The 22,228-nt window shown below is 56.4% G+C and carries 18 protein-coding genes; 1 reads left to right on the forward strand and 17 read right to left on the reverse strand.

Annotated elements, in window-relative coordinates; translation table 11 throughout:
* Positions 1 to 18 precede the first annotated feature (18 nt).
* The 13 genes from rimM to AC1EKS_RS08625 form a co-directional block, all read right to left on the reverse strand.
* A complete protein-coding gene (gene rimM / locus AC1EKS_RS08565; protein WP_481009797.1) occupies positions 19 to 504 on the reverse strand; it encodes a ribosome maturation factor RimM in 486 nt (161 codons plus the stop codon).
* 80 nt (positions 505 to 584) lie between these two features.
* Positions 585 to 833 (reverse strand): RNA-binding protein, encoded by a 249-nt coding sequence (locus tag AC1EKS_RS08570; RefSeq protein ID WP_022864074.1) that lies wholly within the window; start codon positions 831 to 833, stop codon positions 585 to 587.
* Positions 834 to 835: 2 nt separating this feature from the next.
* A complete protein-coding gene (rpsP, locus tag AC1EKS_RS08575; RefSeq protein ID WP_481009796.1) occupies positions 836 to 1,327 on the reverse strand; it encodes a 30S ribosomal protein S16 in 492 nt (163 codons plus the stop codon).
* A 288-nt stretch (positions 1,328 to 1,615) separates the two neighbouring features.
* Complete coding sequence (locus AC1EKS_RS08580; RefSeq protein ID WP_481009795.1) at positions 1,616 to 2,659, reverse strand: inositol monophosphatase family protein; 1,044 nt, start codon at positions 2,657 to 2,659, stop codon at positions 1,616 to 1,618.
* 34 nt (positions 2,660 to 2,693) lie between these two features.
* Positions 2,694 to 3,812: an amidohydrolase family protein gene (locus AC1EKS_RS08585; protein WP_481010365.1), complete on the reverse strand. Its 1,119-nt coding sequence runs from the start codon at positions 3,810 to 3,812 to the stop codon at positions 2,694 to 2,696.
* Positions 3,809 to 5,395, reverse strand: a complete 1,587-nt coding sequence (ffh, locus tag AC1EKS_RS08590) for a signal recognition particle protein (protein ID WP_481009728.1) — start codon at positions 5,393 to 5,395, stop codon at positions 3,809 to 3,811. Before ffh ends, AC1EKS_RS08585 begins: the two co-directional genes overlap by 4 nt.
* 36 nt (positions 5,396 to 5,431) lie before the next feature.
* Entirely contained in the window at positions 5,432 to 6,826 is a 1,395-nt protein-coding gene (gene ftsY, locus AC1EKS_RS08595; RefSeq protein ID WP_481009727.1) for a signal recognition particle-docking protein FtsY, read from the reverse strand.
* An 88-nt stretch (positions 6,827 to 6,914) separates the two neighbouring features.
* Positions 6,915 to 7,661, reverse strand: a complete 747-nt coding sequence (locus AC1EKS_RS08600; protein ID WP_481009726.1) for a hypothetical protein — start codon at positions 7,659 to 7,661, stop codon at positions 6,915 to 6,917.
* A gap of 83 nt (positions 7,662 to 7,744) precedes the next feature.
* Positions 7,745 to 11,401: a chromosome segregation SMC family protein gene (locus AC1EKS_RS08605; RefSeq protein ID WP_481009725.1), complete on the reverse strand. Its 3,657-nt coding sequence runs from the start codon at positions 11,399 to 11,401 to the stop codon at positions 7,745 to 7,747.
* A gap of 16 nt (positions 11,402 to 11,417) precedes the next feature.
* On the reverse strand, positions 11,418 to 11,864 hold the full coding sequence (gene ndk / locus AC1EKS_RS08610; protein ID WP_481009724.1) for a nucleoside-diphosphate kinase: 447 nt from the start codon (positions 11,862 to 11,864) through the stop codon (positions 11,418 to 11,420).
* 42 nt (positions 11,865 to 11,906) lie between these two features.
* Positions 11,907 to 12,893, reverse strand: coding sequence for an HPr family phosphocarrier protein (locus AC1EKS_RS08615; RefSeq protein ID WP_481009723.1), 987 nt, complete (start codon positions 12,891 to 12,893; stop codon positions 11,907 to 11,909).
* Positions 12,894 to 13,032: 139 nt separating this feature from the next.
* Positions 13,033 to 13,293 carry an HPr family phosphocarrier protein gene (locus tag AC1EKS_RS08620; protein WP_481009722.1) on the reverse strand — a complete coding sequence of 87 codons (261 nt, stop codon included), beginning with the start codon at positions 13,291 to 13,293 and terminating at the stop codon, positions 13,033 to 13,035.
* Between the two features lie 24 nt (positions 13,294 to 13,317).
* Positions 13,318 to 15,087: a PTS fructose transporter subunit IIABC gene (locus tag AC1EKS_RS08625; RefSeq protein WP_481009721.1), complete on the reverse strand. Its 1,770-nt coding sequence runs from the start codon at positions 15,085 to 15,087 to the stop codon at positions 13,318 to 13,320.
* A gap of 173 nt (positions 15,088 to 15,260) precedes the next feature.
* Between AC1EKS_RS08625 and AC1EKS_RS08630 the strand changes: the two genes are divergently transcribed.
* Positions 15,261 to 15,674 (forward strand): phosphoenolpyruvate-utilizing N-terminal domain-containing protein, encoded by a 414-nt coding sequence (locus tag AC1EKS_RS08630; protein ID WP_481009720.1) that lies wholly within the window; start codon positions 15,261 to 15,263, stop codon positions 15,672 to 15,674.
* 14 nt (positions 15,675 to 15,688) lie between these two features.
* On the opposite strand, the gene AC1EKS_RS08635 is transcribed toward AC1EKS_RS08630, so the two are convergent.
* The 4 genes from AC1EKS_RS08635 to AC1EKS_RS08650 are packed head-to-tail and all read right to left on the reverse strand — an operon-like array spanning position 15,689 to position 22,228.
* Positions 15,689 to 16,411, reverse strand: a complete 723-nt coding sequence (locus AC1EKS_RS08635) for an FHA domain-containing protein (RefSeq protein WP_481009719.1) — start codon at positions 16,409 to 16,411, stop codon at positions 15,689 to 15,691.
* Between the two features lie 39 nt (positions 16,412 to 16,450).
* Positions 16,451 to 17,902 carry a serine/threonine-protein kinase gene (locus tag AC1EKS_RS08640; RefSeq protein WP_481009718.1) on the reverse strand — a complete coding sequence of 484 codons (1,452 nt, stop codon included), beginning with the start codon at positions 17,900 to 17,902 and terminating at the stop codon, positions 16,451 to 16,453.
* Positions 17,883 to 20,981 (reverse strand): transglutaminaseTgpA domain-containing protein, encoded by a 3,099-nt coding sequence (locus AC1EKS_RS08645; RefSeq protein ID WP_481009717.1) that lies wholly within the window; start codon positions 20,979 to 20,981, stop codon positions 17,883 to 17,885. Before AC1EKS_RS08645 ends, AC1EKS_RS08640 begins: the two co-directional genes overlap by 20 nt.
* Positions 20,978 to 22,228, reverse strand: a complete 1,251-nt coding sequence (locus AC1EKS_RS08650; protein WP_481009716.1) for a DUF58 domain-containing protein — start codon at positions 22,226 to 22,228, stop codon at positions 20,978 to 20,980. The genes AC1EKS_RS08645 and AC1EKS_RS08650 overlap by 4 nt, the downstream gene beginning before the upstream one ends.

A 22,228-nucleotide genomic window follows, 5' to 3' on the forward strand; every position in this document is an offset into this window, starting at 1 on the left:
TGCTACCTTTCCACGTCCTTAGAACAGTCCGGCAGGTGCGTCCACGGTGATTACCCCATTTTCGAGGTCAATCCCGGTTACTAAGGCTTTCACAAAAGGCACTTCCACTAGTTCGTCCTCGGCCGTGGTTACCTGTAGACGATCTTGGAATCCTCCCAGGGCAAGTCCCACGCATTTACCTAGAGTTTCACCCGCAGGACTGACTACCGCGAGCCCCTCTAGCTGGAGAGGCGAGTATTCATCTTCATGGGAAGTCTCGGGGGCAAAAAGTTCGGTACCCCGGATAGCTTCCGCACCCTCGCGCGTGTTTATATGCGAAAAAATCAGGCAGCAGCGATTTTTTATTTCCCGGTAGGAAACCACTGTCCACTCCTCCCCCGCGGCAGTAGTCAGGGTTGCTCCCGCTTGGAAACGTTCGGCGGGATAGTCGGTAAAGGGACGTACTAGTACCTCTCCTTTAAGGCCACGCGCCGGACCTAACTGCCCGACTTTTACCAAATCCATGTTTCCCCCCGACAAAATATTCCTACAGATAAAGGGCGAGCCCCATGAATCCTCATGGGGCTCGCTTTAAAAAACTAGCGCTATCGGCGCGAACGACGATCGGTGTCGACTACATCGACCCGAACCGGTCCGCGAGTAGAAAGTGCGCCCATAACCTTGCGCAAAGCCCGCGCGGTGCGACCTCCGCGACCGATTACTCGCCCAAGATCCTGCGGATTAACCCGCACCTCTAGCAGTTTGCCGCGCCGCATATTGCGTTCATCCACCCGCACATCGTCGGGGTGATCGACAATTCCACTAACTAGATGTTCTAGTGCATCCGCCAACATTACTAGGCTTCCTCACTCTCGGGAGCAGCTTCTTCAGCTTCCGCAGCTTCTTCAGCTTCCTTGGCTTTCGCTTCCTCGGCTTCTTTTGCTGCTGCTTCGGCTTCGGCCTTAGCTTTTTCTTCGCTCGCCTTAGCCTTGCGCTTTTGCGCTTCGTCTGCGGCGGCCTTCACGTTCTTTTCCCGTGCCTCGTCGCTGCTAAGAGTTTCCTTGGTCTTGATCCAGCTTTCAACGTTTTCTTTACCGTTGAAACGAGCAATATCGCCCGAGAGCACCAGCAACCGGCGAACTGCGTCCGAGGGCTGCGCCCCTACACCGAGCCAGTACTGAATACGATCAGACTTCACTTGAATAAAAGACGGTTCCTCATTGGGGTTGTACTGTCCAACCTCTTCGATTACGCGACCGTCGCGCTTCTTGCGGCTATCCACCACTACCACCCGGTACACCGGGTAGTGAATCTTACCAATACGCTTTAAACGAATACGAACTGCCACTTTTGTGGTTTCTCCTGTTCTATTGACTGCTGAGCGTCCGCCCTGGCCGGTGGGATTCGGCCTGGATCAAACCCTCGAGACAAGGCCGCCACACAGAGAGGGGGTGTCTTGGCCCGGTACAACTAGCTATTCTGCCAGAACCTAGCAGGGAGTTTCCACTTTAGTAGCCCCCGATTAGGTATCTTTGAGCAGTTTCACACCGATTTAATCCCGGAGACAGCAAACTTACGAGGACGGCTAGCCGATTTTGCTGTTCCCCGCGCCTCTTCGGGTGGCAAGCGCGCCCTGCTATTTAAAAGAGCGAAGGAACTGCTTTACGGCGGCGCGGGCAGTGACCGGATCTAAATCGCGGGCGCTAGCCACAAAGGCCCCTCGCAAATGTTCGGGATCTTCCCGGTTGCGGGGAGTTTCAAAAGTGTGAACTTGTCCCCCGGCGACCCGCACTAGGTGGATTCCGGCGGCCACATCCCAAGGACGCATCGCAGTGCCAAAAGCCACCGCGGTATGTCCGGCGGCTACCTGCGCCAGATCTAAGGCCCCGGCTCCGGGTGAATGAACGGTAGCGTAGGCGTCGGCTAGCTGGCTGGCCATCTGCCAGGATTTTTCGACCCGCCGCGGATCTTTATCTCGGAAGGGGAAATACCCGGTGATGATGCCTTCGCTTTCGACGCGAGCATTATCGGCTCGCATCTTACTTGCCCGTTCCCCCTCATAAAGGGTTGCTTTCTGAGCATCCGCGACAAATAGTTCGTGGGTGTAGGGCACATAAATCGCCCCTGCGACCGCTTTCCCATCTAGCTCTACCCCAATAGAAGTGTTGAAATAGGCTACGCCGGAGGCAAAGTTCGCGGTGCCATCAATGGGGTCAACAATCCAACGCACCCGCCCGCCCAAGTTCTTTACGAGCTCTTTTGCTTCCGCCAGTTCGCCTGCTCCCGGAGCCTCCTCGCGCCGCTCGGGACGAGCTAGCTCCCAGGCGAATTCCTCGATCACCGTCGGCTCCAGCTTCTGGCGCCGCGATCCTGCCAGGCTGGCGCGCTGTACCTGCTCTAAAGTTAGCGTCCCGGCATTGGTAACTTTTTCTTTCTCGAGGACGTGCTCACCGGTTTCCTCCCCCAAGATCCGGGAGCCAGGTACTGCCCTTCCCAGCAGGTACTGCAAACGGGCCTCCACGTAGCGGTCATGAATGGTGACTGGATCGTGAATACCGGCTTTTAGGAACACCTCTAGGGGCGCCCGAAAGGCTTTGCGCAGGTAGACCCCAACCTGTTGCGCCGCCTCCCCCGCGACGATCATTAGCGCGTGGTCAAGGCTCATTCCCGAAGTGCTCATAGCTTCTATTATTACCCTCTTTAGGCTATTAGTCCTAGGAATCCGCGCTTGAGGTGGCGAACTCGCAGCCCAGGAGCGCCACTTTTGCCGGTTTAGTCGCCCGCTCGAGGTCGCTACTGGGATCTGCGGGATAGCGCAGGTAATCGGCGCGCTCTCCCGGTTCCAGGGCGCCTATTCCCAGATAGTCGCGGGCCCGCCAGGTAGCAAAATCAATAATTTCGCGAGGCAGTACCCCGCCGCGTTCCCACAGGGATAGTTCCCGTCCCAGGTCGCCGTGCGGTTGATAGCCGCCAGAATCGGTACCGGGCAGCAGCTGTACTCCGGCATCGTGCAGCATTGCAAAATGTTCGCGGCGCCCTTCCCACATTTTCTGCATAGTTTCCGCATACACCGGATATTTCTTCCCCGCCTGCGCCGCGAACTGGTTAAATAGTTCTACCTGCAGCAAAGTTGGAGTCACTGGAATCGCGCGCTGGGCACATTCTTGAGCCTGGTCGGCATCGATTCCGCTGCCATGCTCAATACAGTCAATCCCCGCTTCTAACAGCCCGGCGATCGCTTTATGGGAAAATGCGTGCGCCGTTACCCTCGCCCCTGCCTCATGAGCAGCCGCGATTCCTTCTTTCAAAATCTCGGTGGGCCACAGAGGATCTAAATCTGAATCTGCGCCGTTGGAGCGGTCGATCCAGTCGGCCACGATTTTTACCCAGCCGTCACTTTTTTGCGCTTGGCTCGCCATCACCTGCGGTAAATCACTCAGGTTCTCTATATCTATAGGCAGCAGCCGCATATAGCGTTTGGGGCGGGCAATATGGCGTCCACAGCGAATAATCGGCGGCAAAGCAGGGTTCCCTAAAATCCCGGGAGCATATTCCAGGTTTCCGCAGTCGCGAATCGCTAAAATTCCGCAGCTACGATCCGCCTCGGCCTGCGCTAAAGCTTCTTGCGGGGTGGCCAGCTGTCCTACTGCCGCAAAACCAATATGGCAATGCACATCGCAAAATCCGGGCAGGAAATACTCTCCGCCTACGCTGTCATCTGCTTCAAATGCCCCAAAATGTCCGTCCTCGGTAATCGGCAAATGCCCCCGCACCCAGCGGGGAGCCTGGTTAGCTTGCTCGCGGTAATAAAAATTTCCGCTCAGCTGTTTCATCGCTGACCCAGCATTCGTTTCAAGTCATCGGGCAGGTCATCCAAGGTGGGGGCAGCGGCCGGGGCCTCGGGTTGCGTAGCTCCCATCCCAAAGGCACTGCCGGCAGCGGCAGCCGGTGCCGTCTCCTCGCCTTTAGCGGCTTGCTGAGCCTCCCACTGTTTTTGTTTCGCGGGGTTGCCAAACTTGCGGCGAGTCTTCTTCCCCGCCCTGCGCTGCTTCTTGGTGGCGCCTCCGCGTCCTCCGGGCATCCCCGGCATGGAGGGCATTCCGGGCATGCCTCCCCCATTTGACATCCGCTTCATCATTTTTGCTGCCTGGGTAAACCGCTCTACCAGCCCATTTATCTCGGTAACGGTGGTACCGGAACCGCGAGCAATCCGGGCGCGGCGCGAACCATTCAGCAAAGAAAGATCGTCGCGCTCTGCCGGGGTCATGGAGTTCACGATGGCTTCAATCCGGTCAATGCTCTTTTCGTCAAAGGCATCCAATTGGTCACGGTACTGATTCATGCCGGGAAGCATTCCCATCAGTTTCTTCATCGACCCCATTTTGCGCAGCTGCTGCAACTGCGCCATAAAGTCAGTGAGGGTGAACTGCCCTTTCTGCATCTTGCGGGCCAGCTCTTCGGCTTCTTTTTGGTCATAGGTTTTTTGCGCCTGCTCAATCAAGGTGAGCATATCGCCCATATCCAGGATGCGTCCGGCCATCCGTTCGGCATGGAATCGTTCGAAATCACCCAAGTTTTCGCCGGTAGAGGCAAAAAGAATCGGTTGCCCGGTTACCCCGCGCACAGAAAGCGCGGCCCCGCCGCGGGCGTCACCGTCGAGTTTGGAGAGCACTACCCCGGTAAAGCCCACCCCGTCACGGAAGGCAATCGAAGTTTGCACTGCGTCCTGGCCCACCATAGCGTCTAGGACGAATAGAATCTCGTGAGGGTTAACCGCATCGCGAATATCGCGCGCCTGGCGCATCATTTCTTCGTCAACACCGAGACGGCCAGCGGTGTCGACAATAATTACGTCGTAGCCTTCGGTAATCGCCAGGTTCAGCCCCGAACGTGCTACCTCGACCGGATCACCGTGCCCATCACCAGATTCGGGAGCGTGAATATCTACCCCGGCCTTTTCGGCAACGATCTTTAGCTGGGTAACCGCACCCGGACGCTGCAGGTCACAGGCAGCGAGCAAGACGCGCTTACCCTCTTCTTCCCGCAGCCACTTGCCGAGTTTCCCAGCCAAAGTGGTTTTACCAGCACCTTGCAGACCGGCCAACATGAACACGGAAGGCCCGCGCTTAGCGTAGTTCAGTTCCCGGGTCTCGCCCCCCAAGACCTCCACCAGTTCGTCATGAACAATTTTGACTACCTGTTGGCCGGGATTAAGGGCTTTCGAACGCGCCGCCCCATAGGCTTTTTGCCGCACCGTCTTGGTGAACTGGCGGACTACCGGCAGCGCTACGTCGGCCTCTAGCAGGGCGCGTCGAATTTCGGAGACGGTAGCGTCAACATCCGCCTCGGTCAGCAGGCCTTTAGAGCGTAGACGCTTAAAGGAGTCGGCTAGGCGATCAGACAGGCTATTGAACAAAGTGGTTTCCTCCTGGAAATAGTTTCGCCGTCTAGTTTACTTTAGGAGCGCGTCTACGAAGTCTTCGGGTACGAAAGGCGCCAAATCGTCTGGCCCTTCCCCTAGCCCCACCAATTTGACCGGCACCGCTAGTTCGCGTTGTACGCTTACTACGATTCCGCCCCGGGCTGTCCCGTCGAGTTTGGTGAGCACGATGCCGCTAACCTCTACTACTTCGGAGAACACTTTTGCCTGTTGCATCCCGTTTTGCCCGGTAGTGGCATCTAGGACTAACAGGGTCTCAGTCACCGGAGCGCTCTTTTCGATCACCCGTTTGACCTTACCGAGCTCGTCCATCAAACCGGCTTTATTCTGCAGGCGTCCCGCGGTATCTACTAACACCACATCTAGCTCTTTATCTTGGGCATATTTGACCGCATCGAAGGCTACCGAAGCCGGATCGGCACCCTCTTTATCGGAGCGGACCACTTCCACCCCTACCCGGTTTCCCCAGGTTTCTAGCTGGTCAGCGGCGGCGGCCCGGAACGTATCGGCGGCTCCTAGCACTACCGATTTGTTTTCCGCCACCAAAATGCGGGCGATCTTGCCTACGGTGGTGGTTTTCCCGGTGCCATTTACTCCCACGGCGAGGACGATCCCCGGTTTTTTGCCATCGGCCTGCTCTAGGTTTAGGCTGCGATCCAAATCCGGGTTTACCAGCTCAATCAGTTTCGCACGCAAAATTTCTCGAATCTTATCCGGATCGGAAGTCCCCAGCACTTTCGCCTGGGTACGCAGTTCCTCCATCAGCTCATCGGTGGCGGCGATCCCTAAGTCTGCCAGCAGCAAAGTGTCTTCTATTTCTTCCCAATCTTCTGCGCTCAGGTCGCCGCGACCGAGCACTCCCAGCAGCATTTTGCCGAATGATCCTGATTTCGCCAGCCGGGAACGCAGACGCTGCATCCGTCCTTGGGCTGGTTCTGGGGTTTCGAGGGCGGCCTCAGTGCTTTCCGGTTCCGCTGCTACCGGCTGCGCTTCTTCCACGGCGGGAGCTTCGCTCGATTTCTCGGCGACTTCAGCCGCTTCCGCTGCTACCGATTCCGCAAGCTCTGGTGCCTTAGCTGCCACCTCTTCCGGTTCCGCAGCCACTGATTGCGGCTCTACCTCTTGCGGCTCTGCAGGCTCCGCAACCGCGGCCTCTTTTGCAGCCTCTTTATCAGCGGTTTCAGTTTCTTTAACCGGTTCAGCTGCTTTAGGCTCCGGCTCCGTAGCTACGGGGGTCTCTTCTGGCTCGCCCGCTGCACTGGGAGTAGCTTCCAATTGCTTTGCTTTGGAAGGCTCCAGCTGTTTTTTCGCTTTCGCGGAGCGCACCGCTAAAGTACCACCGGTTCCGACTACCGCCAGAACCAGTACTATGACCACAATTCCCAAGGGTGAAAAAAGAAAATCCATAACTACATTGTCACCCATATAAACGCTCAGGTCATATTAGCAAGATCTCTAAAGCCCAATCCTGCTGTTTAAACCGGTAACTAAGTTCTTAATCGGTGTGTACGCGTTGCCAAGAAACCTTATCTACCTGGAAATTCTCCTCGGCAGCCAAATCTTTCTTGTCCTGGCAAGTCTCAATTTCCGCGCCGTCAGGCTTGAATTTGCGCGCCCAGCGACGGATCGGCCTAGCCTGATCCGGGCTATCCGGCGCTTTCCCGGTTCCCAAGTTACTGTTTTCGGAAGCCGATTCCGGTTGCGGACTTGGCAAGTTGGGCGCAGGAGTCACCTTTTCCGGGGCTAATTTGGGTAGGTAACTGGTAGCATCTTCGGGGTCTTTCTCAATCGACACCGCCGCAAGTTTAGGAGGACGCCGCCGTTGTGCGGGAGCAAAAGTAGGAGGAAGTTGTCCCGGGTTAACCTGGTCATTCGCTGTCGGAAAGCCCGCCGTTTTCTCTGTCCGCGAGGATTCCTTTTCTGCACGGCGCGAACGAAACGCCCCCACTTCTTCTCCCCACATCTGTCCGGCGGCAGTACGCAAATTCTCCACTTCTGCAAGTGGGTTAGCGGAATCACCAGGGGAGGCTTCTGCTAATAAAGCATACAAGCGAACCCGCTCCCCGTGATGGTTGTTCCGGGAACGATACTCGTTTTCTTGCCAGGAGTCTGCGGACTCGCGGATCCATTCGCGAATCCCACCTCCAGGACGGCGGGTACGAACCATTACCGCCACCACTAGCACCCCTATCAATACAGCGATGCCAATGCCCACGAATAGCAAGATCAACGGTTCAGTCACGTTTCTATTATGCCTAGAGTTAAGGAATTTACCGATCTGGGTTATTGACCGATACCAAACTGTTACCAGAATTGGGTGTGATCTTAGCTATCTACCGGTTCCACCCGCTGGGAAATCACCCGCGAAACCCCGTCACGCATAGTGACCCCGTAGAGCACATCGGCTACTTCCATAGTCCGTTTTTGGTGGGTAATTACAATCATTTGGCTAACTTCGCGCAGCTGCTTAAATAGCTCCAGCATCCGGGAAAGATTCAAATCGTCGAGGGCAGCCTCAACCTCATCCAAAATATAGAAGGGTGAAGGGCGGGCTTTGAAAATCGCGATTAAAAAGGCCAAAGCCGCTAGGGAGCGCTCCCCACCAGAAAGTAGCGACAGACGCTGCACGTTTTTCCCGGCAGGCCGGGCATTGACCTCAACCCCGGTAGTGAGCATATCGCTGCTATCAGTTAGTTTGAGAGACCCAGTTCCACCCGGGAACAGCCGGGCAAAGACTTCCTGGAACTCTCGGGAAATATCCGCGAATGCCTGCTCAAATGCTTCTTTTACCCGGTCATCTACTTCCCGCACCACTACTAGCAGATCCGCTTTCGAGGTACGAAGATCTTTTAGCTGTCCCATTAAAAACTCGAAGCGCTTTTCCAGGGCGCTATGTTCCTCCAAGGCCAGCGGATTTACCTTCCCCAGCCGCGAGATCGCCCGATTTGCTTTTTCTAGCAGCGCGCTCTGTTCGGCGCGATCATAGGGACGCCAGCGTCCTTCCTCTTGCTCTGTTGCGCTTTCCTCACTGGTAGCTTCGGTTTCGACCTCCTCTTCGCCTGCGCGACGAGCAGCCTCATTCTCAGCTGCATTTGCCTCAGCTACAACCTCTTCTTGAGCGTTCTCTGCCCGCTGCGCCAGCAGATCGGGGTCGGGAACTAGCTGTTGCGGACCAAAGGAAGCGATCAGCTCGGACTCGGAAAGGGCGTAACGTTCTTGCGCTTGCGCGGTGAGCTGTTCGCAGCGCACTCGATACTCGGCAGCCGCCACCTCATCGCGGCGAGAAAGATCATTAAGTTCAGCTAGCTCTTTATTTAACCGCTCAATTTCAGTGCGCAGCTGCCCCGCAGCCTGCGAGGATGCTTCCCGGGCGGCATCGGCGCTTTCCCGCCAAGTTTTGGCTACTTGCGCCACTTGCGCTCCCTGGCGCGCGAAAATCTCGCACCAGGAGGCAACCTGCAACATTCTTTGCGCGTCCCGAGCATGTTTGATTTCCCGCTGTTTGCTGGCAGCTAGACGCAATTGGAAGCGTTCCAAAGATTTAACTTCTCCCTGGAAGCGTTCGCGCAAATTAGTGGTGATCTGGGTGGCGGCCGCCAGTGCCAGATGAGCTTCCGCCGCTTTTTCCCGCGCCGCCAAATCTGCGGCACGGGCTTGCTCTAAAGCTTGTTCCACATCTTCTAAGGGAGATAAATCTTCGCTGCCGTTAAATTCGCTGCGAGCCTTTTCAGCATCCGCAACCTGCTGGCTGCAGGCAGCCATATCCGCCTGAGCCTGCGCTACCTCGGCAGCGGCTCGTTTTCCTTCGCTCTCGGCTCCGCTAACTGCCGCTTCTAGGAGTGCTCTTTCTTGAGCCCTCTCCGCCGCCTTAGCATCGGCTGCCCGCAAAGTTTTCAGGGCCTGTGCACTAGCTGCCGCCGCCTGCGAAAGTTCCTGGGTACTCGCCTGAACCTGAGAGCGGGCTTGCTCGGTCTGCTCCTGAGCTTGCGCGGCGGCCTGGCGCGCTAAGCGGAGTTGCCGCTCCACCTGGATGCGGTTAACTCCTCCGCTGCCGGTGCTCCCTAAATATTTACTGATTACGGTGCCGTCTGCTACCCCCACTCGCGCCTGGGGAATTTTTGCGACCAGGGCGCGGGCAGCAGTTAAATCTTCGGTCAAATAACTATCTGCTAGTAATGCTTTTAATACCGGGTGTAGATCGCGAGGTGCTTGCACTGCCGCCAGCGCCGTCATCGGGTTTTCGGCGCCCGCGGCTTCCGGCTCGGTTAGGGGCATCTTTTCTTGCTCGAGGGCGCTCCCTAGTACCCAACTAACCGTCCCTTTACTTTCTTTAGCGGCATTCAATCCCGCCTCTACCTGGGAAGCATCTACTATTAGGGCGCTGCCGCCTACTCCCAGCAGTGCGGCGATCGCTTTCTCCCAGTGATCAGCAACGCTGATTATAGAAGCCAACTCCCCCTCCGGCTGGGCTGCCTGGGCAAATGCACTTTGAGCCTCACTCGAGGAGGCTGCCAAGACCTGACGGAGATTGGTGGCACTTTCGGCGGCCGCCACCGCTTTTGCTTCGCTTTCGCGCAGCTGGTCACGCGCTTTTTCTAACTGGGTGCGCACCTCATTCTCGGCTGCTGCCAACTCTCGGTAACGGCTGGCTGCATCCGTTCCCGCATCGACGGTTTCCTCCCGGTAAGCCGCCTGTTCCGTCCGGGCGGCCGACAGTTTTTCCTGCGCTGTCTCAGCCGCATTTTCTGCCCGCTGCAGCCGCGAGCGCGCTGCCTCGAGCCGGGCCTTAGCGGTCTCTATTTCTTGCTCTAGCCGGGTTATCTTTTTGGTTTTCTGCTGCGCATCCTCCCGTAAATCCTGGGCCCGGCGAGCTAGTTCCCCTACTTTCCGGGTGGTTTCTTCCTGCGCTGCCTGCCTAGCATCGCACTGTTTTCGCCGCGCCAAGGTTTCTTCATCCTTAGCTGCTAGTTCATTTCTAAGGCGCGCTAAATGCTTTTGCCGCTCCTCAATGCTAGGACCAGCCGGCACCGGTTCTGGCTTCGCCAGGGAAGCGGCCCGCTCATTCGCCAGCGCTTCTAAAGCACGCAAACGCTCAGTAATGGTGGTGAGTTGCTGCCACAGATTAGCGGCGCGGCCCCCCAAATCGTTATGCGCCGCATCTGCGTTTAACTGCTGCAATTTTTCACGCTGTTTAGCTAGTTGGGTCTCTAGCTCTTCGCGCCTGCCAGCCAGCTCTTGCTCGCTTTCCCGGTAACGCGATAGCTGGGAGCGCAGCTGTTGCAGGTCGTCGGCTAGAATCCGGCATCCGGCGTCCCGAGCCTGCGCCTGCAAAACTGCGGCTCGTCTGGCGGTTTTAGCTTGCCGCGCTAGGGGTCCCAACTGTTTTTGAATCTCTTGGGTGAGATCAGATAGTCGGGCCAGTTTTTCTTCCAATCCATCGAGTTTACGCAGCGCGCGTTCCTTGCGACGCTGGTGTTTAAGTACCCCCGCGGCCTCTTCAATCAGGGCTCGTCGCTGGGAAGGATCCGCTGAAAGCACCTGATCGAGCTTGCCCTGCCCGATAATCACGTGCATATTGCGTCCCATCCCGGTGTCAGAAAGCAGCTCTTGGATATCTAACAGCCGGCAGGGGGTACCGTTAATCGCGTACTCGGATCCGCCCTGACGAAACAGGGTACGAGAAATTGTGACTTCCGAATAGTCAATCGGCAGCTCACCGTTGGTGTTGTCAATGGTAAGCGCTACTTCGGCTCGCCCCAGGGAAGCGCGCGAACTGGTGCCCGCAAAAATAACATCCGCCATGGATCCCCCACGCAGATTCTTGGCACCCTGCTCACCCATCACCCAGGCGAGGGCATCGACAATATTGGATTTACCAGATCCGTTGGGACCGACTACACAGATAATCCCGGGAGTAAATTGCAAAGTAGTGGCGCTGGCGAAAGATTTGAATCCTCGCAGCGTCAACGACTTTACATACATCTAGTTGCTCCCGCTATTAGGAGGCATCCGGGAACCAAATCTTAATCTCGCGAGCAGCTGAGGCGGTTGAATCCGATGCATGCACCAGGTTCTGAATCTCTCCGGAATCATAGTCACGTCCAAAATCTCCGCGAATAGTTCCGGGGGCGGCTTCTGTGGGATTAGTGGTTCCTACCAGGGAACGCACCCCTTCCACTACCCGGGTACCTTCGACAACCACGGCTACGATTTTTCCGCTCTGCATGTAATCAACCATGGATTCAAAGAAGTGCTTATTTCGATGCTCTTCATAGTGATCATGCAGTTCCTCGTCGGCTGCTTCTGCCACTCGCAAAGCCACGATCGCGTAACCTTTTTGCTCAATGCGCGCCAAAATTTTGCCGACCAGCCCGCGACTATATCCATCCGGTTTAACCAGCAATAAAGTGTATTCCTTATTCGGATCTAGCTTCAGTTCGCTCATTACCGCTTCCTTCCTTCCTTTTCCCGCTCTTATCCCCGGGAATTACTCTTTTAAGGATACCGGCAAAGGCCCGACCCCAATTCGTTTTATCAACTCTGCCGATGCCTCTGCAGAGGCTAGGCCATCCGGCTGCGCTGCGGCCTTCGGAAAATCGCTGGTTCGCGCCTCACCTAGCGGATTAGTGGGGGCAGGAGGGGGCGGCGGAACATTTGCTGAGGTGGCAGATTTTCTGGCTGCAGCTACTTTTTCCGCATTTTCTTGACTGAGCGCGGCAGCTTCACGCAACTGCACCACTGCTTCGGGCTCTGCCGCCTTATCAGTAGTTATTTCCGGCGGCCAATCCCCGCTAGGCTCACTGAGCTCTGCCTCCACCGCGTCTAGAGCCTTGAGAGATTCCCCTCCGCTAGCGGCAATACGCAACTCATCGCCCGGTTTTACTTTCAATCCCATAAGCGCGAGGACGCTGCCGGCATCTACCTGGTTAATAGTCACTTGGGCATCAAAACCAGTAGCAATCCGGGCTAAACGCGCTGCTGGACGCGCCGACAGCGGCTCTGAAGCCCCATAGGTAACCGTGCGGGGAGCTAGCGGATCCGGAGCGGGGGCAGGCGGCAAAATATCAGCCGCGTCCTCTTCTGGGAAAAACTGGGCAGCAGCGCTAATAGAGCGTAAGACTTCTGCCAGCTCGGCGCCTTGGGCGGCGGCTACTACTCCCGCGGCGGTGCCCTCCACAATTGGTCCGCGTCCTAGCCGCAGCGAACGCTCTCCTAAATCGGTGATTACCTGTTGACAAGCTAGGCGCGCCGCCCCGAAATCAGCCATCAAAACTAGGGAGTCCTGCTCAGACAGTTTCTCCATTACCGCCGAGACCTTATCGGTAACGATTTGCGCGGCAGTCCCTAATCCTTCATCGTGGCATCCGCACGGCTCGACTATAACTTCTGGAGCTAGGGTGGCTACCACTTCACACACCCCACGTGCCAAAGTCTGTGATTGCGAAACAATGATAAAAGCAGTTTTCGGGTGCACGATACTTCCTCCCAGGTACAGATATCTCCTCTAGGTTATCGCGCGGACGGGCGCTACTTAAACCATTAGGAGATTATCGTGGTTGTCAGTTCTTTTAGTCGAATAGTAGCCGCAAAACCGGCTCTTCAAACAGCGCGGACTAATCGGCGTCTAGGTCTTTGGCGACCAGTTCCGCAATCACCGCGACTGCCTCCTTGTTTTCGCTCTCTACGGTTACCTCGGCACCGCATTCGGCACCCAAGGTCATGATCAACAACATGGAGGAGGCAGCTACCGGTTCTTCTCCGGCGATTCCGATAGTAATTTCCTCCTCAAACTCGGCAGCTTTTTCCGCGATAATCGAGGCCGGACGGGCATGCAATCCCACGGAGGATCCTACTTTCACAGTTTTTGAAGCCATGGCTTTACCCTTCCTTATTTACACTTATGCCTTAGCTACCGTCGCTTGCTTACGGCGCATTTTGGCGAAAGTGACCGCAGCCGCTGCCACTGCCACCCCCGCTACCAGGGCGATAAGCGCCCCCAAAATATTGGTGTAGGCAAATAGCACGAAGATTCCCCCGTGCGGAGCCCGGCACCCCACCCCGAACGCCATGGCGATAGCGCCAGTTACCGCGCCGCCTGCCATTATAGAGGGGATTACCCGCAGGGGGTCGGCAGCAGCGAACGGTACCGCCCCCTCGGCAATAAAGGATAGTCCCAAGAGCCACGCGGCTTTACCGTTTTGCTGTTCTGCTGGCGAATATAGCCTGGGACGCAAAGTAGAAGACAGCGCCATCGCTAGGGGCGGCACCATTCCGGATAACATCACTGCCGCCATGAACTGATACGATCCATCGGTTGCTTGCGCCAACCCGGCGGTGCCTACCAGGTAAACAGCCTTATTAACCGGTCCTCCCAGATCGAAGCACATCATTAGACCGATAATGATCCCCAGCAAGATTGCAGAAGTGCCACCCATTGAGTTTAGCCAGGTTTGCAGGAAGCTCATCAAGGCCGCCAGTGGGTGCCCTATCAGCATCAGCATTAATAGCCCCATAAGTAGGGTGGTTATTAAGGGAACAATCGCTACCGGCATTAGCCCAGCTAACCAGCGAGGGCATTTCAGAGTGGAGAGAGCATTAGCAATAATCCCGGCGAGAATCCCGGTCACCAGGCCGCCGATGAAGCCGGCTCCAAGCGTCATAGAAATCGCCCCTCCGATAAAACCGGGAGCGATACCGGGACGTCCCGCCAGACCGTAGGAGATATATCCGGAAAGCGCAGGGACCAGGAAACTCATTCCGCTTTTGCCTAGGAAGACCAGCAGGGCACCCAAGTAAAGTGCCAAGCCGGAACGATTGGTAAGGATTCTACCTTCCCCGAAGGGGCCAGAATCTGGCAGGTTCCAGAGCGAGAAATTAAGGGAAATATCTTGAGCGGGGCCCTCCACGTCATAGCCGCCGATTAGATAACCCAACGCAACTAGCAAGCCCCCCGCAGCCAAAAAGGGGATCATATAGGAAACCCCCGCCATCACTGCCTTTTGGATACGACGCCCCCAACCTACGGTTTTTGTTTCCTTCCTAGGTTCCGCCGCGGTTACCGGGGCAGCCTTCACCTCTTTCTCTTTTGCCATTGCCTCCCGAATTAATTTCTGGGGATCATTTATAGCCGCGAGTGCTTCCCTATCGGCAGGTGCGGCTTTCGTGACGGGCGCAGTTTGCGCCGCGGGCACACTTTTAGGGGCAGCTACCGCGGGAGGCGCGACTACCCCCATAATGATGTCCGCTACCTTTTCGGCAGAATCTGCCGCCCGCAGGGCAGCCAAGAAGTTCTTATCGACTAATTTGCTCGCCAGTTTTTGCAGCAGCTTCAAATGCGCACGCTCTTGTCCTTCGCCGGCAGCAATCATGAAAACTAAATCCGCGGGGCCATCTTTGGCTCCGAAATCTACCGGTTCTTTTAGCCGCGCAAAGGCCAAGCTGTCTACCCGAACTGCCTGGGAGCGGCAGTGCGGAATAGCGATTCCTCCGAGCATTCCGGTGGTGGATTTGGCTTCTCGGGACATCAGGTCGTTGATTAAACCGTTTTGCTCGGCGCGCCCCGAAAAGGCAATTTTCGTAGCCAGTGCCGCAATCACGCTGTCTTTATCTGCCCCCAGAGGTTCGTCTAAACTCACCAGTTGCGGGATTATCAACTTTGCGTTTTCCATAGTTCTCCTGTTCGGGGTAGCGTTTACAGGCTATTTCTGCCAGTCGGCGAGCTGAAATCAGCATGTCAATTTCGTTGGGAGCAGCGAATTGAACGGTACTGGTGTGTCCGTATTTTTCCGCACCCAAAGCATGCAACACTAAGACTATCAATATCCCCAGGTGAGGAACGTCAATGCCCCCAGCAGAAACATTTTACGGAACTCCGGTAGTAAATGGTCTAGCTTACGGGCCAGTCGCCTGGGTTAGCCGTTTTGAAATTCCAGACATACCTGCCACTAAAATCCCGCTGGATCAACGGGAATCTGAAGCCGGGCGTTACCTTAAAGCGGCAAAAAACGTATTCGAGCGCCTGTTGGCTCGCTCGCAAGAAACCATAGGTACTGCCTCGGATATTTTAGCTGCCCAAGCGGAATTTTACCGCGACCCCGAATTCAAAAATATGGTGCTTCAGGCAATAAAGGGGGAGCCCCAGCTAGAACAAGTAACTAAAGAGCAGTGCGAAAACGCGGCACAAGCGATTTTGACCGCAGCAGATAGCGGAGATGCCCGCGCCAGGGCGCGGCGCGCCCTCGGGATTGATCGCTAATTTAATAACTGGGGTTAGTATCCGGCGGGAGCGGTACCAATCGAGAGGTATTGCCCCTCCCCCAGATCGACAATATCGCCTGCTTGTAGCACTACCGGTTTCGCGGGTTCAATCGGATAGATTTGCCCGCCGCGACGCAAGCGCGTTCCATTTACCGACTCCAAGTCCTTCAGCGAAGGATTACCCCCATCGTCGATATAAAGCAGGCAATGGGTACGAGAAATCTGTTTGGCCGGACTCGGCACGGTCATAGTTTGGGCTTGCGGATAGGTCGAAGTGGCCGCATCGGGGCGGCGCCCCACCACGATCGCGTCCTCTAAAATCATAGACTGCCCCTGCCCGGAAGTAACCGTATAACGTACCTCAGGTTGATATCCGCCTTGCTCGCCATATTGAGGCTGCATGCCGTATGGAGACTGCCCATAGTCGGCTTGCCCATACTGTTGCTGGTATTGCAGCTCTTCATAGCCGGGTTGTTGATAGCCAGGCTGTCCATATTCAGGCTGTCCATATCCGGGAGCTCCCTGAGGAGAATACCCCGGGTATTGGGGAGCCTGCGGTTGTTCACCATAGGGATTGGGGTAAGCGCCATTTGCCGCCTGACCATAGGGATCGGGATTTCCCGGCATGGGGACTCCGGATTCCGCTTGCGGGGCTCCATAGATCCCACTGGGCGGATAGCCTGCACTGGCATTACCCGACTGGTTCGGATAGTACTGGTAGGGATCGTTGCTCATAGTGTTTCCTCCATTACCAACCGGCAATTTTGCACTCTCCTATTGGCACCAGTCTACCCCAGGCGAGGTTTTTCCATCTAAGCTAACCGCAAAAACTTTTACGCACCATTTAGCCCCTTGCGGCTGGAGAGTTATTTTCGGTTCGGTCACCGTATGAGTGCCCGCGTCCTTTCCCCCTTGGAGCACCTGCACCTGGTAGGAGGCCGGAGTATCGCCTGCTCCCGGTTTCCAGCTTAAAGCTATCTGCCCATCTGCAGCCGGTTTCCCTTCCAAGGCGGTTACCGGGGATACTTCCGCGACGATTCCATCATCGGCGGAGGCGGTAATCAACGGTTCGCCAGAACTGGGTGCATTTTTAACCGCGCTAGTACCGGAATTGAAATAGTAGGCGACCCCGGCCGCAGTTCCGACTACCAGTACCAGCGCCCCGATTATTGCCAGTAGGGCTCGCCGCCAACCCAACCGAGAGGCAGGTAAGAGGGAACGCGAAAACGCCGCGCTAGAGTGACTCCCCACAATCAAAGGACTATCTGCCCGCGCCGCATCTGCTGAATCTGACGCTGGCTGCGAACCGGAGGCATCTTTGAGGCGAGTAACATCTGGATCGGTAGACACCTGGGCCAAGGTAGGATTAGCGCTGGCGATATCCATGTTAGTCACCGGATGATTTAGCTGCCTTTGCAGGTCTTGTAACACTTGCCCAAATTGGGCGGCACTTTCGGGACGATCCGCCGGATCTGGTTGCAGCGCCCAGGCCAGAATCTCGCGCAGGGGCGAGAACAACTGGGAAGCATCTAGAGGGGGAACGGAATGTAAAACCCGCTGGGTCAGTGCAGATGCCGAATTATCGCCCCCGGCTATCTCGAAGGGGCTGCGTCCAGTCAGCAGGGAATGCATAGTTGCCGCCAGGGAATAAATATCACTAGTCGCCTCGGCTAAAGAGTTCTCGTCGTGTTGTTCCGGGGGCGCCCAGGGTACTGATAGCCCTAAAACGTCGCGATGAGCCAGTGGCTTTCCCAGGGGCAAAGCTAAACCAAAATCAGACAGCACCGGGCTAGAAAACTCGGAGATCAGTATGTTTGCCGGTTTCACGTCCCGATGAGCTAGCCCGGCCCGATGCACAGTTTCCAGGGCTCCCGCCAGCCGAATCGTGATATCTAGGGATGCTTTCAGTGAAAGTGGATAGCGACGAACCCGCTGCGACAAGTTAGTCACCGGGCAATATTGCAAGACTAGATAGGGGCGACCATCGGGCAGTTTTCCGGTTTGCAGCAGGGAGATGATCGCCGGGTGAGCACAGGTGGCGGCCAGGGCTTCAGCCTCGGTCGCGAAAACTTGTCGCCCTTCCCGGCTGCCCAGTTCTCTAAGGACTTTGATTGCTACTTCGCGATGGGGGCTTTTCTGCTGATAGCGGTAAACATCGGCAAATCCACCTCTGCCCAGCAAAGACTGCACACTAAAACCCGGAATTTTAGGGGGTGTCTGGGTCATGGTCGTCCTCTTTCCGTAACCGAGTTTCATCTATTTTCCGGGGCGAGGGCGCCCGACGGGTATAGTCTAGCGTCTCCGAAGGTAAGGATGGGGGCACCGGCGGGATAGGCGGAGGCTCCGGCATTTTAGGAGGTGGTGGGGGTAAAGCTGAAGCAGCCGGCTTACCTAAGCGGGTCATGTCCTGTTCATCCGGGGCTAACTCCCCTAGCGGCGGATTCGGTGGCTGGGGCGCTTGCGCAACCTGGTGCGATTGCGGAGCTTGCGGTGGCTTTGGCGGCAGCGCCGGCTGTGGCACCAGGGGAGATTGTGGAGGTCGCGATGATGATGGGAGCGGCGGCCGGGAGGAGGCAGCCGGATTACCTAAGCGAGTTGCGTCCCTATTCCCCGCCGCAGGCTCGCTCGCCCGTGGCCTGGCAGATTGCGATGGTTTTGGCGGCAAGGGTAGCTGCGAGGAGCGAGCCGAATTTTTCAGGCGGGTAGCTTCGCTTGTCTCCGCTGGGCGAGAGGGAGGGCGCTCCCGATCCGCTTCCTCCCCTACCTTCCAGGCAAGTGTTCCCAGACGGGTTGCGTCTCGCGCCGGTTCCTCGCTTATGGAACCAGGCCCCTGAGCCAGGCGGGTGCCGTCACTAAATTCTACCCCCACCTGCGGAACTCCTACTTGTCCTAGGCGAGTGGCTTCCGAGAATGCCCCTGTATCCTCCACAGGTGCAATAGTTTCTTCACTGCGGCTCGGAGCCAAGGGGGTACGCAACTGTTGATATTCCTGCTGGGTTAGTCCCAAAGATAGGCTGGGTAAAGACAGCTCTTTGCGCGGAGTCAATAGTTTGTCTACCCCCGGAATTTTCTCCAGTTTTTGGGCAAAACTACTGCGAATAAAGCGGTTATAAAGCGAGGAGGGGCGAATCGCGGCTACCAGTGCTCTAGCTTTTCCAACCGCCATTTTCCAGGTGAGAGTTAGTTGTTTAACCAGCTGCCAGGCCCAATCGGAATCGATTTCATCATCTGTGCCCGGACTGTAATCCAGGTAATCAGCGATCCCTGCCAGTTCGCGTGCTCCCGACTGTAGCTTCGACTGAGTGATTCCCCCCAGGTAACTGTCGATTATCCAGGCGGCTTCTTGCCGGGTTGCCCCCGCCGGAAGTCGGATTCCGCGATCCCGGAAGCGATCGATTATTTCTTCCCAAGCTCCTTTTAGGCGCTCCTCAGGTTCCTTAGCGCGTCGCCGCCGGCGGGAGCGATACCACTTAGCCAGCAAAACTAGCAGAATCGGAGAAAGCAGCAGTAACAGCCAAAAACCATACTTAGCGACTTGCGCCAGCGCCGCCAGAATCTGCATTCCGGTAGAGGGATTATCGGCATGTGCCTGCTTTTCCACATGCGGTAACACCGGCGGGGTAGCTGGCGGGGGCGGGGGCTGCAACACTTGGGGTTTCGGTACCGATTTGGGTTGCGGCTGATCGGTACGAGGAACTCGATCGCGCGGAGGGGTGGGGTCAAAGGGGATCCAGCCCACCTCTTTAAACTTCACTTCCACCCAGGCGTGGACGTTGTCTCCCTTTAGTTTCAGGTTACCGCCGGCTTTCTTATCTGCCGGATAGGCTCCCAGCACTACTCGTGCAGGCGCCCCAAAAGCTCTTACCATCAGGGCCATCGCAACCGCATATTGTTCATCATCACCAATGAGCTGCTGTCCCTGGAAGAATTGGCTCATGCGGGCGGCGCGATGTCCGGGGCGGGAAAGTCCATCCGATCCGTCGGAAAAGAAACCTTGTCCCGAAAGATAGGATTCCACATTGCGCACTTTTTGCAAGGGAGTGGTCGCCCGCGCAGTTAACTGGTTGTTTAGCTCGGTGATTTCTATAGGTACCGCTTCGTCTTTACCTTGCGGTATGGGGTCAAACTCCAGGCCAGAGATGCGAGCATCGCTAGGAGTGCGGTCTTTGGCAAAACCTACCTGGTAGGACAGCTCGCCGGGGTTTGCGGTAAAAGCCGAGCGCAGCGAGGCGGAATAATAAACCACCGGGTTTGGGCGGGTAGTAAATTTTAGGGAGTGGGCACTGCCCAACAGGGGAACCCACGGCTGGTCATAGTTCACCAATTTAACTGCCGCTTGGCTGTCAGCAGATATTTCTTTATCTAAAATTGAATCAACCTGCACAAACTGGGCATTTAAATTAGGGTCGATTTTGAAAACTGTCCCGTCATAAGCATTCATGGTGGCAAAGCGCATCCGGGTGCCCGCGGGATAGTTCTTTACCTCCGCAATAGTTTTATCTTTCCAGTCCCGGGAAAGGTGTCTGAAGGAGGCCAAGGGGGAAACAAAATCTTCCAGTTCCACCGGTGGTAGTACGTGAGTACGCAGGACTTCCCGGTTACCACGCTCAGTGAGGCCTGCCAAAGAGGCTGAGGCAAGACAAACAATTAGGGTAACCGCCACTATCGCCAGGGGGCGGATAAAAGTATTTTTCTTAGCTACTCCTGCCAGATTAACTGCCCGGGAACGCGCCTTGGCTCCCGCCTCGCTGACCAGTCCGCACCAGAGCAAAGCGATAAAGAAATAGCCGGCTCCTGCCCAGCGGGCGACCGGAACTAGCTGGGACCCCCAGGCAATCGCCACCACCAGGCAAATCGTGGCAGGCACCAGAGCCGCCCAGGGGCGGCGCGACCCGGCAGTTAATCCCGCTAACAGGGCAGCGATTAGGCAGGTGAGGAAGGGCAGCACTGCTGCCCCGGCAGCGGCGCTTAGCGGTAACGGTGCAGTAAGAGTATCCCGCCAGCAAGTCACCATGGCGGGCACCAATACTTCCAAGCCCGATAAAGTGGGGTAAAACTTCCGTCCCGTGGGATCAGTAGCAGCCAAAGTGGAGCCAAAAGCTAAAAATACCCCTAAAAACACCGTTATAGTGGAGATTATTCCCAAGTGCCAGCGCCGACATACCAGGGCTATCAGGATTCCTAAAACCACCCCGCCGCCGGCTGCTATTGCTCCGATAAAGCCCAGGAAGGGCAGGGAAAATAGGTAGCAGGGAACAATAAACAGGCAGAGGGAACTCAAACAGATTAACTCGGATCTTTTCACGTCAAACTCGCTCCGCTTAATGCCCGGGGCAGCTGCGAAAGCTCCCCAATGTTTAGTAGCCGCCGTGAACTAGCTCCTCTCCGCGTCAAGGTCGCGCCCGCATCAGCGCGAATACCAATAGTGGCCATATCTGCAGAAGGTAGTAAACAGATTTGTTGCAGGCGGCGCATCCCTACTTCCGGTCCGCAAATCAGGGAACAAACCGAGGCCTGCTCCTCGTGGGCCAGCGCCCAACGCACCAGATGCCGATACTCTTGGTCGTCCTCCTGAGGTTCCACTTCGGTTAGAAAGTCCAGGACTGCGCGGGCACTAGCGGCTTTCAATACCGTTTTCCCTGCATATAGGGTCAGGGGTTGCCCGCTAGACAGGGAGGAAACCGCCAGGGATGCCGCCGCTTCTACCGCCAGTTCAAAATCGGCCTCTCGATAGTCTTCCCGTTTCAGATCCAGCACGATCAGGTGATGGGAGCGGCGGGTCTCCAAATACTGCCGCATCATTAACTGGCCGGTATGGGCTGACATTTTCCAGTGAATATGCCGGCGGTCATCCCCAGTTTCATAGGGACGCAAAGCGTGAAAAGCCGCGTCAGAACTGGTTATTACCTGTGAGGTTGCCCCCTCCATATCCCGGGAATACCCGCTTAAAGTCGCCAGGGCAGAAGTAAAATTGGGATACACATACACGTCTTGATAGTCCGGCCAGGAGCGTACCCGCCGAATCAGTCCTAAAATATCTTGACGCACCGTGCGCGGCGGGCCCACCACTATCTTTTCTCGCCGTTTGGTTTGCAATTGAAATTCGCGGGTAAACTTTTTGCCGGCTCGCAAGGTAGGCACCGCAATATCGGCCTGCTCTGCCCCCAGAGGCAACTCTATTTTGAGGGCGCGTACCGCGCGGCGCCCATTATTTTTTGCGACTGCTCGCCCTATTAAGTATTGTCCTTTGCGCAGTCGGTCTTGCTCCACCAAAACCCGCACCGTGAGCTCGCCGCCACCCCAGGTCTGTACCAGCGCCGCCCCCAGCGCCAATAGGGCGGCAAACATTATCGCCGCTGCCTCGGCCCAATCCCAAGCCAGGTAGGCTCCCAGGCTAGCCAGTCCCCCTAACAGGACTAACCACCCTAAGCCGGTAAGCGGAATTTTGCGCGCTGCAGCCAGATAGGTACTGGTGCGCGCCCGTTTCCAGGCTTTATTTCCACTTTTCAGCGCGGTTTTTAACGCAGTGGTGGTGGTTTCGGGAACTTTCAT

Source organism: Varibaculum sp. C0165D1 (genome assembly GCF_056590355.1).